This window comes from Streptomyces sp. NPDC005492 (assembly GCF_040605995.1).
Taxonomy (GTDB): domain Bacteria; phylum Actinomycetota; class Actinomycetes; order Streptomycetales; family Streptomycetaceae; genus Streptomyces.
The window spans coordinates 32891-49252 of record NZ_JBEXDX010000035.1 but is presented as its reverse complement, the minus strand read 5'-3'; the positions used below and the strand labels follow the sequence as shown (position 1 = coordinate 49252).

Annotated in this window: 15 protein-coding genes and 1 tRNA gene; 8 read left to right on the top strand and 8 right to left on the bottom strand. The window is 70.9% G+C overall.

Annotated elements, in window-relative coordinates:
• Positions 1-62 precede the first annotated feature (62 nt).
• From ABZT04_RS33985 to ABZT04_RS33975, 3 genes are all read right to left on the bottom strand, one after another.
• Positions 63-1427, bottom strand: coding sequence for a PLP-dependent aminotransferase family protein (locus ABZT04_RS33985; RefSeq protein ID WP_356061078.1), 1365 nt, complete (start codon positions 1425-1427; stop codon positions 63-65).
• A gap of 121 nt (positions 1428-1548) precedes the next feature.
• Entirely contained in the window at positions 1549-3015 is a 1467-nt protein-coding gene (locus ABZT04_RS33980) for an aminopeptidase P family protein (protein WP_356061076.1), read from the bottom strand.
• Between the two features lie 93 nt (positions 3016-3108).
• The gene (locus ABZT04_RS33975; protein WP_356061074.1) at positions 3109-4656 is read right to left on the bottom strand and encodes a PP2C family protein-serine/threonine phosphatase; all 1548 of its coding nucleotides are present in this window, start codon (positions 4654-4656) and stop codon (positions 3109-3111) included.
• 459 nt (positions 4657-5115) lie between these two features.
• On the opposite strand from ABZT04_RS33975, the gene ABZT04_RS33970 reads away from it, so the two are divergent.
• Both ABZT04_RS33970 and ABZT04_RS33965 read left to right on the top strand, forming a co-directional pair.
• On the top strand, positions 5116-5781 hold the full coding sequence (locus ABZT04_RS33970; RefSeq protein WP_356061072.1) for a bifunctional DNA primase/polymerase: 666 nt from the start codon (positions 5116-5118) through the stop codon (positions 5779-5781).
• Between the two features lie 56 nt (positions 5782-5837).
• Entirely contained in the window at positions 5838-6425 is a 588-nt protein-coding gene (locus ABZT04_RS33965; RefSeq protein ID WP_356061070.1) for a hypothetical protein, read from the top strand.
• Positions 6426-6669: 244 nt separating this feature from the next.
• Here ABZT04_RS33965 and ABZT04_RS33960 read toward each other — a convergent pair whose 3' ends face one another.
• The 3 genes from ABZT04_RS33960 to ABZT04_RS33950 form a co-directional block, all read right to left on the bottom strand.
• Entirely contained in the window at positions 6670-7659 is a 990-nt protein-coding gene (locus tag ABZT04_RS33960) for a DUF5926 family protein (RefSeq protein WP_356061068.1), read from the bottom strand.
• Between the two features lie 118 nt (positions 7660-7777).
• Complete coding sequence (locus tag ABZT04_RS33955) at positions 7778-8287, bottom strand: ATP-binding protein (protein WP_356061152.1); 510 nt, start codon at positions 8285-8287, stop codon at positions 7778-7780.
• A 272-nt stretch (positions 8288-8559) separates the two neighbouring features.
• Positions 8560-9393 (bottom strand): glycerophosphodiester phosphodiesterase, encoded by an 834-nt coding sequence (locus ABZT04_RS33950; protein WP_356061066.1) that lies wholly within the window; start codon positions 9391-9393, stop codon positions 8560-8562.
• Positions 9394-9651: 258 nt separating this feature from the next.
• Here ABZT04_RS33950 and ABZT04_RS33945 point away from each other — a divergent pair, with 258 nt between their 5' ends.
• The 4 genes from ABZT04_RS33945 (at position 9652) to ABZT04_RS33930 (ending at position 13908) form a co-directional block, all read left to right on the top strand.
• Positions 9652-11202, top strand: a complete 1551-nt coding sequence (locus tag ABZT04_RS33945) for a trypsin-like peptidase domain-containing protein (protein ID WP_356061064.1) — start codon at positions 9652-9654, stop codon at positions 11200-11202.
• 214 nt (positions 11203-11416) lie between these two features.
• On the top strand, positions 11417-12064 hold the full coding sequence (locus ABZT04_RS33940; RefSeq protein ID WP_356061062.1) for a sigma-70 family RNA polymerase sigma factor: 648 nt from the start codon (positions 11417-11419) through the stop codon (positions 12062-12064).
• A gap of 15 nt (positions 12065-12079) precedes the next feature.
• Positions 12080-13015 (top strand): CU044_5270 family protein, encoded by a 936-nt coding sequence (locus tag ABZT04_RS33935; RefSeq protein ID WP_356061060.1) that lies wholly within the window; start codon positions 12080-12082, stop codon positions 13013-13015.
• Positions 13016-13047: 32 nt separating this feature from the next.
• Positions 13048-13908, top strand: coding sequence for a GNAT family N-acetyltransferase (locus ABZT04_RS33930; RefSeq protein WP_356061058.1), 861 nt, complete (start codon positions 13048-13050; stop codon positions 13906-13908).
• A 264-nt stretch (positions 13909-14172) separates the two neighbouring features.
• On the opposite strand, the gene ABZT04_RS33925 is transcribed toward ABZT04_RS33930, so the two are convergent.
• Entirely contained in the window at positions 14173-14457 is a 285-nt protein-coding gene (locus ABZT04_RS33925) for a hypothetical protein (protein ID WP_356061056.1), read from the bottom strand.
• A gap of 108 nt (positions 14458-14565) precedes the next feature.
• Here ABZT04_RS33925 and ABZT04_RS33920 point away from each other — a divergent pair.
• Positions 14566-14652: transfer RNA gene (locus ABZT04_RS33920), tRNA-Ser, on the top strand.
• A gap of 73 nt (positions 14653-14725) precedes the next feature.
• Here ABZT04_RS33920 and ABZT04_RS33915 read toward each other — a convergent pair.
• Positions 14726-15610, bottom strand: a complete 885-nt coding sequence (locus ABZT04_RS33915) for a bifunctional DNA primase/polymerase (RefSeq protein WP_356061054.1) — start codon at positions 15608-15610, stop codon at positions 14726-14728.
• Positions 15611-15991: 381 nt separating this feature from the next.
• Here ABZT04_RS33915 and ABZT04_RS33910 point away from each other — a divergent pair, with 381 nt between their 5' ends.
• Positions 15992-16303: a hypothetical protein gene (locus ABZT04_RS33910; RefSeq protein ID WP_033285529.1), complete on the top strand. Its 312-nt coding sequence runs from the start codon at positions 15992-15994 to the stop codon at positions 16301-16303.
• The last annotated feature ends 59 nt before the right edge of the window (positions 16304-16362 follow it).

Sequence of the window (16362 nt, the reverse complement as noted above, 5' to 3'; positions counted from 1 at the left end):
CCGTCAGAAGGCCCAATAGGCATCACATTCACTGGTCCAATTTGCCGAGTGACCCGATCCCCTCACGCCCCCTCCAGCACCCGCCCCAACACCTCCAACGCCTCCGGATACACCCGCTCCCGAGGCGTCCCGTACCCCACCACCAGCCCCTGAGGGTGCTCTCCGTCCGCGTGCCAGTGTTCCCCGAGCCGACCGACCGCGAGGCCCTCCTTCTCGGCCCGCGCCAGTACGGCCTCCTCGTCGTCCACCTCCACCAGCGCGTGCAGCCCGGCCGCGATCCCGCGCACGCTTCTGCGCGCCCCGAGCCGGCCGAGGAGTTGGTCGCGGCGGCGCCGGTACCGCAGCCGGCACGCGCGCACGTGACGGTCGTAGGCATGGCTGTCGATCAGTTCCGCGAGCGCCAACTGGCCGATGGTCTCGGTGTGGTGGTCGCTGTGCAGCTTGGCGTCGGCGATCGGGTCGACCAGGTGCGGCGGCAGCACCATCCAGCCGAGCCGCAGCGCGGGCCCGAGCGTCTTGGAGGCGGTGCCCAGGTAGACGACCTGCCCCGGCGCCATCCCCTGGAGCGCGCCCACGGGCTGCCGGTCGTAGCGGAACTCCCCGTCGTAGTCGTCCTCGACGATCAGCCCTCCACGCGCGCGTGCCCAGTCGGTGAGCGCCCGTCTGCGCTCGGGGTGCAGGGTCACGCCGGTCGGGTACTGGTGGGCCGGTGTCACCACCACGGCCACCGCGTCCCCCAACTCCTCGGCGCGGACGCCCCGTTCGTCGACCCGTACGGGCACCACCTGCCCGCCGTTGTGCCGCACCACCTCCCGGTGGAAGGGCAGTCCGGGATCCTCCATGGCCACCCGGGAACCGTCGAGCACACGCGTGAGGAGCGCGAGCCCCTGCACATACCCGGACGTGACCACGATCCGCTCCGGGGGCGCGATCACCCCGCGCGCCCGCCCCAGGTAGCCCGACAGCGCGGTGCGCAGTTCGACACGGCCGCGCGGGTCGCCGTAGTCGTACGCCAGGGAGGGGGCCGTCGCGATGGCCCGGCGCAGCGAGCGCAGCCAGGCCGCCGCCGGGAACGCGCCGACGTCCGGGCTGCCGGGCCGCAGGTCGAAACGGGGTACACGCGTGCGTGCCGCCGCGCCCGGTGCCTCCGCGTCGACCGAGGGCAGCAGGGCGACCTGGGTGCCGGAGCCCTGGCGCGCGGTCAGATAGCCCTCGGCGACGAGCTGGTCGTAGGCGGCCTTCGCGGTGCCCCGGGAGACGCCGAGTTCGGTCGCGAGGCGGCGGGTGGCCGGGAGGCGGGTCCCGGGGGCCAGCCGGCCGTCGCGTACGGCGTCCCGCAGCGCGCGTTCGAGACCGACCCGGCGGCCGCCCTCGGGGTCGGGTTCCAGGTGCAGGTCGACCCCGACGCCGGACCAGAAGTCGTTCACGAAAAAGCCCTCCCCCTAGGCATACGACTTGGCATATGACAGCCGTGCGACCGGCGCCGACCGGCACACGAATGGCCGGGCACCGCACGTGTGCCCGGCCATCAGTCTTGTATCAGCTCCGTCAGCCCTTGAGGGACGCCATCCATGCCTCGACCTCGTCGGACCGCCTGGGCAGGCCGTCGGACAGGTTCCGGTTGCCGTCCTCGGTGACGAGGATGTCGTCCTCGATGCGGACGCCGATACCGCGGTACTCCTCGGGGACGGTCAGGTCGTCGGCCTGGAAGTAGAGGCCGGGCTCCACCGTGAGGACCATGCCGGGCTCCAGGGTGCCCTCGACGTACGTCTCGGTCCGCGCGGCGGCGCAGTCGTGGACGTCCATGCCGAGCATGTGGCCGGTGCCGTGCAGCGTCCAGCGGCGCTGGAGGCCCAACTCCAGGACGCGCTCCACAGGGCCCTCGACAAGGCCCCACTCGACGACCTTCTCGGCCAGCACGCGCTGCGCCGCGTCGTGGAAGTCGCGGTACTTGCCGCCAGGCCGCACCGCCGCGATACCGGCCTCCTGGGCCTCGTACACGGCGTCGTAGATCTGCTTCTGGAGCTCGCTGAAGCGGCCGTTCACCGGCAGCGTGCGGGTGACGTCGGCGGTGTACAGGGTGTGCGTCTCGACGCCCGCGTCCAGGAGGAGCAGGTCGCCGGAGCGGACCGGGCCGTCGTTGCGCACCCAGTGCAGGTTGGTGGCGTGCGGGCCGGCGGCGCAGATCGAGCCGTAGCCGATGTCGTTGCCCTCGACGCGCGCGCGGAGGAAGAACGTGCCCTCGATGTAGCGCTCGCTGGTCGCCTCGGCCTTGTCGAGGACGCGGACGACGTCCTCGAAGCCGCGGACCGTGGAGTCGACGGCCTTCTGGAGCTCGCCGATCTCGAACTCGTCCTTGACCAGGCGTGCTTCGGAGAGGAAGACCCGCAGTTCCTCGTCGCGCTCGGCGGTGACCTTGTCGGTCAGGGCCGCCTCGATGCCGGCGTCGTAGCCACGCACGACCCGGACCGGACCGGTGGCCTCGCGCAGCGCGTCGGGCAGTTCGCGGACGTCGGATGCGGGGATGCCGTGGAGCTGCTCGGCCTCGGCGAGGGAGTGGCGGCGGCCGACCCACAGCTCGCCCTGGCCGGAGAGCCAGAACTCGCCGTTCTCGCGGTCGGAGCGCGGCAGGAGGTAGATCGTCGCCTTGTGGCCGTCGGTCGTGGGCTCCAGGACGAGGACGCCGTCCTCGGTGAGGTTGCCCGTCAGATACGCGTACTCGACCGAGGCCCGGAAGGGGTACTCGGTGTCGTTCGAGCGGGTCTTCAGGTTGCCCGCGGGGATCACCAGGCGCTCGCCCGGGAAGCGCGCGGAGAGCGCGGTGCGGCGGCGGGCGGTGTGCGCGGCCTGCTCGACCGGCTGCAGGTCGTGCAGCTCCGTGTCGGCCCAGCCGGACTTCATGCTCTCGGCCAACTCGTCGGACACGCCCGGGTACAGGCCGTTCTTCCGCTTCTTGATCGGCTCTTCAGGCTCGGTTTCCGGGGTCTCCGGGTTGAGCTCGTCGGCCACGGTCATCCTCCTAGATACGGCACTGGACCCCGTCCATCGTACGGTCGTACGGAAGGGGGTCCAGGGCCGTATGGCCTGTTACACGTGGCGTCCGGGCGACTACTCGAAACGGCATGCCAGGAGGACGACGTCCTCGTCGCTGTCGGCCGTGTCGAGGCCGTCCGGCAGCACGGTGCGCAGCACATGGTCGGCGATCGCGGCCGGGTCCTCGCGCAGCGCCTTGGGGACGCTCGCCGCCGCCGAGTGCAGGCGGGCGAAGGCGCGGTCCATGGGGTCGCCGGTGCGGTGGAGCAGCCCGTCGGTGTAGAGCAGAACCGTCTCGCCCGCCTCAGCCTCCAGCTCCACGCTCGGCGCCTCCCAGCAGGCGAGCATGCCGAGCGGCGCGGACACGGAGGTCTCCACGAACTCCGTGCGCCGCTCGCCGACCAGGAGCGGCGGGCTGTGGCCTGCGCCGGCCAGGGTGATCTTGCGCAGCGCGGGCTCGCAGTAGGCGAACAGGGCGGTGGCCGAGCGGGCGGGCTCGGTGAGCCTGAGGAGCAGTTCGAGGTCGGACAGGACCGCGACCGGGTCCTCGCCCTCCATCACCGCGTACGCCCGCAGGGACGCGCGCAGTCGGCCCATCGCGGCGATCGCGCTCGGCCCGGAACCGGTCACCGAGCCGACGGCGAGGCCGAGCGCGGCATCGGGCAGCGGCAGCGCGTCGTACCAGTCGCCGCCGCCGCGCGGACCCGTGCGGTGCAGCGCGGCGAGCTGCACACCGGCCACGCGGGGGAGCCGGGACGGCAGCAGCTCCTCGGCGATGGTCGCCACGCACGCGCGCGTGCGCTCGACTTCGAGCAGCCGGGCCAGGTGCTCGGTGGCGTAGCGGACGTACAGGCCGGCGAGATGGCGCTGCCGCTCGGCGGGCTCGGCGGGCTCGTCGTACAGCCACACGGCGGCGCCCAGCCGCCCGGCCGCGTCGGTCGCCAGGGGCAGCGTGTAACTGGCCGCGTAACCCAGGCGTACGGCGACCTCGCGGTGGCGCGGGTCGAGGGCGTCCTCGGCGAACAGGTCGGGGTGGACGATCTCGCCGCCCCCCGGTGTGCCGACCGGGCTGTCGAGAAGTTCGCCGTAGGACATCGCCCCGCGCGGGACGGTCTCCATGTGGCCGAGGTCGGAGCGGGCGAGGCCCAGGCCGATGGTGGTGTGGGGGCCGAGTCCGTCGCCGGGTTCCAGGACGACGAGTCCGCGCCGGGCGCCCACCAAGGCGGCTCCGGCGCGCAGCAGCTCCTGGAGCGCCCCGTCGAGTGCGTCCGTGCGTGCCAGCCGCTCCGTGAGTTCATGGAGGGTCGTGAGGTCGGAGACCCAGCCGGCGAGACGGTCCTGGAGCAGGGCGCTTGGCGCGTTCTGGGCGGTATCCGGCGGGTTCTGGACGTTCGAGGAGGGGGCCGGAGGGGTACCGGTGGCGGCTGGCGCGGGCGCGACAGTGTGTGCGGGCGAGGGAACCGTTGAATCGATTCCAGCCACTTTCGGAGGGTGAGGGGCGTTCATGGCGTCCGGCTTTCCGACCGGTGCGTTTTGCTCAAAAGCATCGCAAACCCCCATGTCATTCTGCGCCGCTGGCAGTGTCTCCACATGTACACGCACTCGTGAGGGGATGTCCAGCATTGTCCTGCTGGGATTCCTGGTGTCCATGGGTTGCGCGGGGGCATTTCGCTCTCCCCTTGCGGATTGGCAAAGTTGGCTTAAAACTGCTTCAGGGGACGGCCTATTGCGGTCGACTGGGCTTGCTCGACGGAGCGTCACAGCGGTCGTGATGGGTACGTACTCGGAGAAGGCCAGGGGTGGCTGGGGGCCACCCGGAACCTGGTGAGGAACCCGGGCGTCTTAACCACCGACGATCGTGCCCCATCCTCCCGTGGCGGAGGCGGAGAGAAATACGCGGGACGGCAAACGCCAGACTTCGCCACCCCCACGCCACGCCCACGCTTTTCATGCACGCACGGGTTCCCCTTGCCGAAGGCAGGGGTGTGATGCGCCAACAGGTACGCACAGTGCAGTGATCGACACATGGTGTGAACTGGTCCTCGGTGTTGCCAGCGGTGCAACGGAAAGGAACGAGCGCTCATGCGCGAGATCCTCGGAAAGCGACGCAGGCTCCTGTTCAGGCGAGACAGCAGGAGGTCTGAGATGCTCGGCGCGGCCCTGACCTTCGCGACAGATTGGCGATGGCCCGTCCTCCCGGGCGTGGCACCGGATCCCCAGGGACGTGCCCGCTGCGGCTGCCCGGACCCGGAGTGCACGGTGCCCGGCGCACACCCCTTCGACCCCGGCCTCCTCGCGGCCACCACCGACGCCCGCATGGTGCGCTGGTGGTGGGGCAACCGACCCACCGCCCCGATCGTCCTCGCCACCGGCGACAAGGCTCCCTGCGCGGTCAGCCTGCCCGCCCCCGCGGCCGCCCGGGCCCTCGCCGCGCTCGACCGCCAGGGCATGCGCCTCGGCCCGGTCGTCGCCGCGCCGACCCGCTGGTCGCTGCTCGTCAAGCCGTACTCCATGGAGCAGCTGGGCGAGCTGCTCTACGCCAAGGACCACGTCCCCGGCTCCCTCCGCTTCCACGGCGAGGGCGGCTATCTCGCCCTGCCGCCCTCCGAGACCGGCCAGGGCCGGATCCGCTGGGAGCGTGCCCCCCTGCCCGGCTCCTCCTCGCCCTGGGTCCCCGATGTCGAGGCCGTGGTGGACGCCGTGGTCGAGGCCCTCACTCGTACGGGTGTGAGCGCACCCGAGTTGTAGGGGTGTCGGGCGCGCGCGGAACGTGACGCCCGTCGTCGGTCGTTATCTTCCGCTGTATGAACCTCCGTCTGCTCGCCCTCGCGGGCGTCGCGGTGTGCGCGGTCGCGCTGCCGCTGGCCGTGGCGTCCGCAGGGCCCGTTCGCGACGAGGGCCACGCAGTCGTACGTTCCCTCTCGCACACCTCTTCCGGCGACTCCTCGCGCGCTTCCTCCGGAGTCCCTTCCGGCAACGACGACAAGGTGCCGTCCGCCGCCCCCGCGCCCACCCGCTCCCCGCTGACGCTCGGACTGGGGCTGGCCACCGCCGCCCGCTGCGGACCGGGGCTCTCCTCCCCCGACGGCATCGAGGCGCAGACCTGTGTCATGACGCAGGGTGAGGAGACCTGGGCGCGCACCTACTACCGCAACACGACCGGAGACGACCTGGATTCGGTGCTGAGCCTCATGGGTCCGGAGGACCGCACCGTGCAGATGCACTGCGCGGTGGAGGCCGAGGACGAGCCCGCGCTGTGCGAGACACCCCGGGAGCGGACACAGGGAGATCTGGCGTCCTACACGGCCGTCGCGGAGTTCGCCGGACAGGGCGGGCGCGGACCGCTGCTGCTGCGCTCGGGGAGCAACTCCTCGGCGCCTACGGCGAGTTGACGGAGCCTGTCGTTCCGTACATGCGGGCCGGGCATGAAAAGACCCGGTTGCTGGCGACGGGGGATGCACCAGCAACCGGGCTACTCGAACGGTAACAAGAGATCGGCGGTTCGCAAATTCGATCTCGGCTATTCGGACACCGACTTCCTTTTCACAACGGGGAGTTGTGACAGGAGTCACCCAAGTGAACAGGCCTGTTGCTGCTGAACCGTCGGTCAGTCGAACCCCTGCCCCCCTCCAGGCGTCAGCTCAGCGTGACCTGCCGGTTGGTGAGGCCCCCGCGCGCGCGGCGCTCGTCCGCGGTGAGCGGTGCGTCCGTCGCCAGCGCGGCGGTGAGACGCTCGGCGAACTCGGCGGCCGGCTTCTCGATGTCGTCCGCGGTGAGCCCGCTGGGGAGGTCCCAGACGGGGACGGTGAGACCGTGAGCACGGAAGGACCCCACGAGACGGGTGCCCTCACCGAGACTGGAGCGGCCCGCGGCATGCAGCCGGGCGAGACCGTCCAGAAGCTGCTCCTCCGGGTACGGCATGACCCAGCGCAGATGGTTCTTGTCCGGGGTCTCGCACCAGTACGCGGCGTCCACGCCCTGGAGCTTCGCGGTCGGGATGGCGGCGGCGTTGGCGCGCTCCAGGGAGGCGGTCACCTCCGGCGTCGCGTTCTCCGCCTCCGGAACCCAGAATTCGAAGCCCGCGTGCACAACTGGCTCGAACGTGCCTTCAGGGTCGAGCAGATCCTGCAGTCGCGGACCGTCGGCAGGGGCGCGGCGGGCCTGCACCGGAGTGCCCGGCTCCGCGTCCAGCGCGCGCAGGAGGGTGTCGGCGAGGTCGCGGCTGATGTCGCCGGAGGCCGTGTCGTTCTGCAGGCCGAGCAGGACCGAGCCGTCGTCGCGGCGCAGGGCCGGCCAGGCCATCGGCAGCACCGTGGTGAGCGTGACCGAGGGGACGCCTTCGGGGAGGCCGCCCTTCAGGGGCAGTTCGACCGTGGCGGCGGGGACCAGCTCGCGCAGCGCCACCCAGTGGCCCTCGCCGGGCAGCCCCTCGAAGGGGCGCTGCACCAGCTCGGTCGCCGCGTGGGAGGCGGCCCGGCCGTGGCAGGCCTTGTAGCGCCGGCCGCTGCCGCAGGGGCAGGGCTCGCGGGCACCGACGACCGGAAAGTCTCCATCAGCGCCCGCGGCACGGGCCCCGTCGCTGCGCTGCGGCCGCTTGGCGGTGGTCTGGGGTCGCTTCTTGGCCATCGTGGGTGTCTCCCGGTTACGGCTCGTCTCGTACGGCGGGAGCCTAGCCGTTCACGCCATGACCGACGGGAGCCTGTGGACAACCGTGTGCCTGTGGACGGACGTTCGGTCCGGCGGGTCAGTCCAGGTCGTCGAAGGCGTCCGCGAACTCCAGCCGGGGGGCCGTCGACACGGTGGGTGCCGTGACGCGCGTAGCGAAGTCGTCGCGTCGGTGGGCGGCATCCGGATCATGGACGTCGGCGTGCACGACGACCCACACCGTGACCTCGCCCCGGGCCTCGTCCCGTACGCCCCAGTCGTCGGCCAGGGCCGTGATGATGTTGAGCCCGCGTCCGCCGTGCGCGGTCACCGACGGGGTGGCCGGAGCCGGGCGGGTCGGGCCGCCGCCGTCCGTCACCTCGACCGTGAGCCGTCCGCCCGCGTCCACGCGCCAGGCGCACCGGACGTCACCGTCACCGGACAGGGCGTCGCCCAGCGGTCGACCGTGCTTGCACGCATTGCTCAGAAGTTCGGAAAGGATCAGTACGGCGTCGTCGATGACCGCTTCCGACACACCGCCCGTGCGCAACTGATCGCGCATGCGATGTCTTGCCAGTCCCACGCCCGCAGGGCCATGGGTCACGGCCATGCTCGACGACGCGGGCACCTCCTGTGCCACCACCAACGCCACCCCCGAGACCTCCTTCGCCCCACGCCACGGTGTGGATGCCCCATTGGCCTGTACCGGAAACCGGCCAATCCACGTTCAGTGACGCATTCGCCACGATCGAACACGGGCCGAACGCGCCGGAGCACTCCCTGTAATCGAGTGGCTTGTTTTCGATGGTGTGGCCGAGTTCGGAGGATGGTGCAGGTGAGGTACCTGGGTCAAGGGGTGTTTGGCGGTCTTTATGAGGTTCTTTAATGTTCCTGGCCGAGCTGGCTCAGAACGGCCCTCGGCCGGTTGGTGATGATGGCGTCAATGCCCAGGTCAACGCAGAGATCGACGTCCTCGGGCTCGTTGACGGTCCACACGTGCACCTGATGACCGGCGTTTTTCAGCCGCGCGATGTACGCAGGGTGATTGCGCACGATCCGGATCGAGGGGCCTGCGATCCGGACACCGGCCGGAAGTCGACCGTCCCTGAGGCGGGGAGAGAGGAACTGCAGCAGGTAGACCGTCGGCAGCGTCGGGGACGCGGCCCGCACCCGGTGCAGTGATCGCGCCGAGAAACTCATGACCCGTACAGGGGAGTCGGCGGCGGTGTTCGGGGCGTCCAGGCCGAAGCGCTTCAGGAGCACCAGCAGCCGCTCCTCGACCTGCCCCGCCCAGCGCGTCGGATGCTTCGTCTCGATGGCCAGCTCCACCCGCCGGCCCGCGTCCGCGACGAGTTCGAGCAGCCGCTCCAGGGTGAGGACGGAGGTGTCCTCCCGGTCCTCCGGAAGGTGCTCCCAGTCGGGCTCCTCGTCCCGCGTCTTCCAGGAGTCGCGGCCCTTCCAGGAGCCGAAGTCGAGGGCGGCCAGATCGGCGAGTTCCAGAGCCGACACCGCTCCGCGCCCGTTCGACGTACGGTTGACGCGGCGGTCGTGGACACAGACGAGATGGCCGTCGGCGGTCAGCCGCACGTCGCATTCGAGAGCGTCCGCCCCGTCCTCGATCGCCTTCTTGTAGGCGGCGAGGGTGTGCTCGGGCGCCTCTTCGGAGGCTCCGCGGTGGGCGACGACTTGGATCCGGTGCTGCCGTGCGTGGGTCACCGCGTCATGGTGTCACCGCCAAGGGGTACACGTGGAACCAAGAAGGTGCCGGTATGCGCCTTTTTTACGTTAATGAACCCATATAAAGGTTCGCCATGGACCCACAGGCACCGCTTATGGTGCCCTGACGTCCGGTGGGAAAAGCTGACGGCATACAAAAGCACATGCACAGCTGTTTCGCGCCGGACCGTCGACAAGCGTGAACGAGTGTGACCGCATGCTTCCGAGAACAACAGCCGTGGACCGAGGAGAAGAGCTGTGAGCACCGAGAACGAGGGCACTGAGGTACCCCCGGCCCCGTCTGCACCTCCTGTGCCGGTGGAATCTCCCGCAGCTTCCCCGCAGCCGGCGGCGCCCGAAGGGGGCGCACCCACGACGCGGCTCCCGCAGGTGCCTCCGAGCGCCCTGCAGGACACGCCGCACCCCGGGCACGCGCCCGCGTACGCTGCCGCACCCGAGACGCCCGGACCGCAGACCCCCGGCCCGCAGGGCACGGGATCCGCTCCCGACGCCGCCTGGCCGCCCCCGCCGCCCGCCACCCCGTCGTACGCCGACAACGGCACGGGTGCTGCCGCGGGCGGGTACGGCGGCGAGGGCGTGGGCGGATACGGGGGCGACGGGTACGGAGGAGCCGGTGCGGGCGGCGGCTGGGGCGCCGCCTACCAGCAGCAGCCCGCGCCGAAGAAGCCCGGTGGCGGGCGCGGCGGGCTGATCGCCGCGGTCCTGATCGCCGCGCTGGTCGCCGGCGGCCTGGGTGGCGGCCTCGGCTACACCCTGGCCAAGGACAACGACAACAACAGCAACTCCACCACCGTCTCCGCCGACACCGGCAGCAGCGCCTCCGTGAAGCGCGACCCGGGCACCATCGCGGCGGTCGCCGCCAAGTCCCTGCCCAGCACGGTCACCATCGAGGCCGAGAGCACCAGCGGCGAGGGCGGCACCGGCACCGGCTTCGTGTTCGACACCCAGGGCCACATCGTCACCAACAACCACGTCGTCGCCGACGCGGTCGACGGCGGCAAGCTCACGGCGACCTTCCCGAACGGCAAGAAGTACGACGCCGAGATCGTCGGCCACGCCCAGGGTTACGACGTCGCCGTCATCAAGCTCAAGAACGCCCCCAGCGACCTGAAGCCGCTCGCCCTCGGCGACTCGGACAAGGTGGCCGTCGGAGACGAGACGATCGCCATCGGCGCCCCCTTCGGCCTCTCCAACACGGTGACCACCGGCATCATCAGCGCCAAGAACCGCCCGGTGGCCTCCAGCGACGGCAGCTCCACCAGCAAGGCGTCCTACATGAGCGCCCTGCAGACCGACGCCTCCATCAACCCCGGCAACTCGGGCGGCCCGCTGCTCAACGCCCAGGGCGCGGTCATCGGCATCAACTCCGCGATCCAGTCGACCAGCAGCGGCGGCCTCGGCGACAGCGGCAGCCAGTCCGGCTCGATCGGCCTGGGCTTCGCCATCCCGATCAACCAGGCGAAGTACGTCGCCCAGCAGCTCATCAAGACCGGCAAGCCGGTGTACGCCAAGATCGGTGCCTCCGTCTCCCTGGAGGACAGCAGCGCCGGCGCGACGATCACCACCGGCTCCTCCGCGGTCGAGGCCGGCGGCCCCGCCGCCAAGGCGGGCCTCAAGGCCGGCGACGTCATCACCAAGCTCGACGACTCGGTGATCGACAGCGGCCCGACCCTCATCGGCGAGATCTGGACCCACAAGCCGGGCGACAAGGTCAAGATCACCTACAAGCGCGACGGCACGGAGCACACGACCGACCTGACCCTGGGGTCGAGGGTCGGCGACAGCTGACGTAGCACCGACGATCGCCGGATCGCCGGATCCGCCGACCTGATCGGCTGACGGATCGACGGGCCGGGCAAGGACTCTCCTTGCCCGGCCCGGTCGTTTTCCCGCCCTCCGCGACTGTGCGCGCACACCAGGGGAACCGGATTCCTCCCAGCGGCGAAGTACGGGTGAAAGCCCAGTCTTCATCAGCGTGTTCGCATGGACGAGAGGAGCCCCGATGGCCGCCCGACCAGGCGTCACAGTGGGGCACGACAGTGGCGTCTCGATGAGTGACGCCTCGGTGATCGAACGGTCCTGGGACGAGCCCGAGGCATTCGCCGTGCTCTTCGACCGCCATGCCGATCCGGTGCACCGATACGCGGCGCGCCGGCTCGGCACGGAGGTGGCCGAGGACCTGATGGCGGAGACGTTCACCATCGCCTTCCAACAGCGCTTCCGCTACGACACGGAACTGGCCGACGCCCGCCCGTGGTTGTTCGGCATCGCGACCAACCTCGTGGGCCGGCACCGGCGCGCCGAGGCCCGGCGGCTGAGGGCGATCGGCCGGCTGCCGTCGGCCGCCGGCGCCGAGGACACGGTCGCGGACCGGGTGGCCGCACGGGTCAGCGCGGAGGCCGTACGCGGCCAACTGGCCCTGGCGATGGCCAGGTTGCCCGCCCGGCACCGGGACGTGCTGCTGCTGGTCGCGTGGGCCGACCTCGGCTACGAGGAGGTCGCACGCGCCCTGGAGATACCGGTGGGGACGGTCCGGTCACGGCTGCACAGGGCTCGAGGCAGACTCCGCGACGCCTTGGGCGGATCCGATCCGACAGCCTTCCGAGAGGAATCCGACGATGCGCCGGTTCGACGAACTTCCGAAGCCTGAGGGAGGCGGACGACGATGAACGAACTCGAACTCCTCAGGGAGTGGGACGCGGACGCGCCCCCGCTCACCGACACCGCACGCGCGCGTGCCCGCTTCCGCCTCCACGAGGCGATGCGCGCTCCCGCCGCCCCGGTGACCGTCGGACGCCGCCCGCTCCTGCGGATCGCGGTGGCCGGCGTCGCGACGGCCGCGGTCGCCACGACCGTGCTGGTCGCCGAGAGCGACAACACCTCGCCCCGCACCCGGCCGGTGAGCGCGACCACCGTGCTGCACGGGGCGGCGGCCGAGGACCGCAGACTCGAAAAGCCGGTCGCCCCGCGCGACGACCAGTTCATCTACACCAAGGAGATCATCAAGGAGACCCCGGCCGGCGGCGGCCGCACCAGGACGTACGTCGACGAGAGCTGGGACTCGGTCGACGGCTCCAAGAGGTCGTACGTCAGCGAACTGGGCAACAAGCAGTGGGTCCCGGTGTACCCGCCGAACCAGACCAACTGGCCGCCGCGGAAATGGGACGGACTGAAGCAACTGCCCACCGATCCGGGGAAGTTGCTGATCGCCCTCCGGGACGGCCCCGGGAAGCCGGACTACAGCAGGCCGATGAAGGGCGACGACTGGCCGAGGACGCAGTTCTTCGTCTCGGGTCTGCTCCGTACCTCCGTCCTGCCGAAGGGGCTGCGTTCCGCGGCCTACGAGGCGCTCGCCGCCGTCCCCGGCATCAGGGTCCTGCCCCACCAGAAGGACGCCGACGGCCGCGTGGGCATCGGCATCCAGTACGTGGGCCCTCCAGGAACTCCTTGGGAAGGCGGCGGACCGGTCCTGGTCTTCGAGGCGAGGACGTACCGGTACTTCGGCATGCACGACCGGCGCAATGCGGGCGGGACGACGTACGAACAGTGGTCGTACATGGCCGCGAGCGCCGTGGTGGACCGGGTGATGCAGCGTCCGTAGCGAGGCCGGGCGAGCGCGGGAAATCATGAACCATGCGATCGGACGACTGGCAACTCACCGAAGACCTGGACGACTTCCTCGCCCGAGGCGGAGACTTCCTGCGCTCGCGCCCCGCCCTGCACACCGTGCAACTGACGGTCCTTGAGAAGCTGCGAACGCAAGGAGCGGCCCAACAGGGCGCCCAGTCCACCCTGTTCGGCCATCTGGAACAGAAAGGAAAGATCCAGGCCACCTTCTACCGCCTCCCGTCCCGCGGCCTGGCCCCCACCCCCCTCACCCCCGAGCAGGCCGACACCCTCGCCGCCCACCTGATGGACCTCGGCCACTCGCTCCCCTACGTCACTGCCGACCAGAGGACAGCCATCGCCTTTGCCGAGGCATGGCAGCGGCACACGGGCGCGACGCCGACCTTCCGTGTGGGCCTGCACCTCTACCGTCTCGGCACGCTCACCCCACCGGAGCCGGCCCCGGAGGGGCGGGAGCGAGCGGCGGGCGAGGAGGACCACGAGCAAGTCGCCCATTGGTGCCACGAGTTCGCAGCCGCCGTAGGAGAAGTCCTCCCCGACTCCTGGGCCGACACCCGCTTCGCCGACAAGCGCTTCACCTTCTGGGAGACCCCGGACGGCACCCCGGTCTCCATCGCGGGGTCGACCGAGAAGATCGGCGGCATGGTCCGGGTGGACCCCGTCTACACCCCGGCCCACCTCCGGGGCCGCGGCTACGCGGGTGTCGTCACGGTCGCGGTCACCAGAGCCGCACTGGCCACGGGCGCCACGGACGTCGTCCTCTTCACGGACCCGGCCAACCCCGCCAGCAACGCCCTCTACCAGCGGCTCGGCTACGACCTGATCACCGACTGGGCCGTGTACGACTTCGAGGCTACGGCGTCGTAGGGGCCGCGCTCGGGCGCAGGGTGGCGGCCATCCATTCCTGGGTCGCCGCCGCTCGGTCGGGGTCGGGTCCGGGCGTGCCGTTGATCGTCGACACCAGGGCGTGGTACCTGGTCCCAGCAGGCCGGCGTGCCCGTGGATTCGCCGCAGGCCCGGGACATCGCCGAGCGGGTGGCCATCGACACGGCCGAGTTGATCGCCAGGAACGCACCTCCAGGAGAAGCCTGCTGTGCCGCTCGACGCGGGCCACCATCTCCGGCGAAGCCATCATCCCGCCCCGCTCGGCGCCGAAGGCGCGGTGGAAGAAGTCCCGCAGCGCCGCGCGGAACTCCTCGTCCCGCACGATCTCGCGAGCTCGATCCAGGCCTCCACCTGCCTGAGGTGATCATGGTCGTCGTCGGACATCGACACCAGCTTGTGCATCAGGCTCACCTGTTCCGTCGTGGTGTGCTGCCGCCCGGCCCGGCGGGCCCGGAACCGCCGCAACTGGTCCTCGACCAGCCGCAGATGCGTGACGGCCGGGCCGTGCAGGGTGCTCTCCGCGTCCAGCACCCGAGGGATGTCGTCCAGGCCCGCGCTTCGACGACCGGCCGAGGGCCGACAGCTCCCCCGGTCTCCCGGTACGCTGTACCCGTCCCACCCCAGGTGGTCAGGGGCGCGGGTGGGTTGCCCGAGTGGCCTAAGGGAACGGTCTTGAAAACCGTCGTCGCAGCGATGTGACCGTGGGTTCAAATCCCACACCCACCGCAGTGACCGTAAGGTCCCGTCCGTAAGGGGCGCTCTCCAAGGAGGGCGCCCCTTACGCGTACGTACCCGCGCCTTACGGCCGTCGCCCCGTCATCCGCGCCGCCGAGGCGATCGTCGCCCGTGCCTCCCGCTCGGAGAGGCCCGTGTCCCGGGCCGCCTCGACCAGGGCGTCGACGAGGGCCGGGCCGATGTCGTTCTCGTAGGCGCGGCAGGCTGCCCAGAAGAGGCGGGTGTTGCGTTGGCCCTCGTGGGCGGCGAGGACGAACTGGACCAGGCCCTGGCCGTGTTGGCCGGTCGAGGCGGGAGTCGGGTGGTGGGTGCGGGGTGGGGGGAGGAGCAGGCGCAGGAGTGAGGGTGGGCAGGGCGCGGGGGCCAGGTGGGCGGTGGCCGGGGCGGCGCCGTAGAAGCCGTGTTCGGTGCGGGAGCCGGGGCCGACGAGGTAGCCGCCGGCGCCGCGGATGTCGATGCCGGGGGCGAGGCGGCCCGCGGAGTTGGGGACGACCACGTCGGGCGGCCCGCTGAGCCAGAGGTGGCGGCCGCCGCTGGGGGTCAGGACGACCACGGTCTCGGGGATCGTGAACAGATGGCGGAGGGCCAGCTCGCGCAGGGCGGACGAGGAGTCCGTGCCGGTCTTGGTGTCGAGGTCGATGCCGATCAGGTGGTGCGGCGGCAGTCCGCAGGCGATGCCGTAGCCGGTGGCCCAGGGCGCGGCGGCGAACAGTTCACGGATGCGCACCGGGTCGGAGGAGGCGTCGTAGACGCCGTGGCCGAGGAGTCCGCACTCGCCGTGGCAGGGCGAGCCGGTGGCACCTGTGGCGCCTGTCGGGTCCGGGCGGTGCGGGGAGCGCAGGGCCGGGAGTTTGGTCCGGGACAGAGGGATGACGGCCAGTCCGCGTTCGGCGGCTGACAGGGCGTGTGCGAGGGCCAGCGTCGTGGCCTGCCGGTCGGTGGTGGCCATGACTCCATGTTCGTACGAGTGTTCGAAAAAGGGAAGGGGAGGCGGTTCCGACTCGCCCGGGTCGAGCCGATTGGCCGGAAAAGTTCCGGACCGCTTCGCCCCTTGGGGCGCCTGGGTGAGCCGTCCTCCGAGTTGTCCGTACTGTCCCGAACTGCGGCTTCAATGCAGTCAAAGGGGTTTATCGACTTCTCATCACGCTTCAGGGGGAATAACCGCTTCCGGTCTGGTTCGCCGGGGATTCGGTGGGCAACTCTGATCTCGCGACGTCGTGCACCACACCGAGGCGGTCGGCCAACTGCCTTGGTAGAAGCCGTACTTGAAGCCGTACTTCATGTGCGTCCGGCTACGGAGCCGGTACGTACCCTGTTCTGGAGGAACAACATGGCAAGCATCCGTACCGCCCGCGTCATCGCCGCCGTCTCCGCCCTCCCGCTGGCAGCCGCCCTCTTCACCGGCGTCGCGGCGGCGGACAACGGCGCCATCGCGGGCAACGGATCGAACGCGGGTGTGGCGACCGTCAGCGGCAGCGGGGTCGGGCACGACAACAAGGGCAACTCGTCCACCACCCAGCAGCAGGCGGTCGGCTCCGGGGCCTCGAACCAGAGCAACACCGCCCAGGTCAACGGATCCGCGTTCACCGCCATCAACCAGGGAAACTCGAACGTCGCCGTCAACTTCGCCAACTTCTGGTAGCCGCACCCGACTTCCGCATGGGGATGCGCGGAGGTGACTGAGGTGTGCTCGGGGGTCGT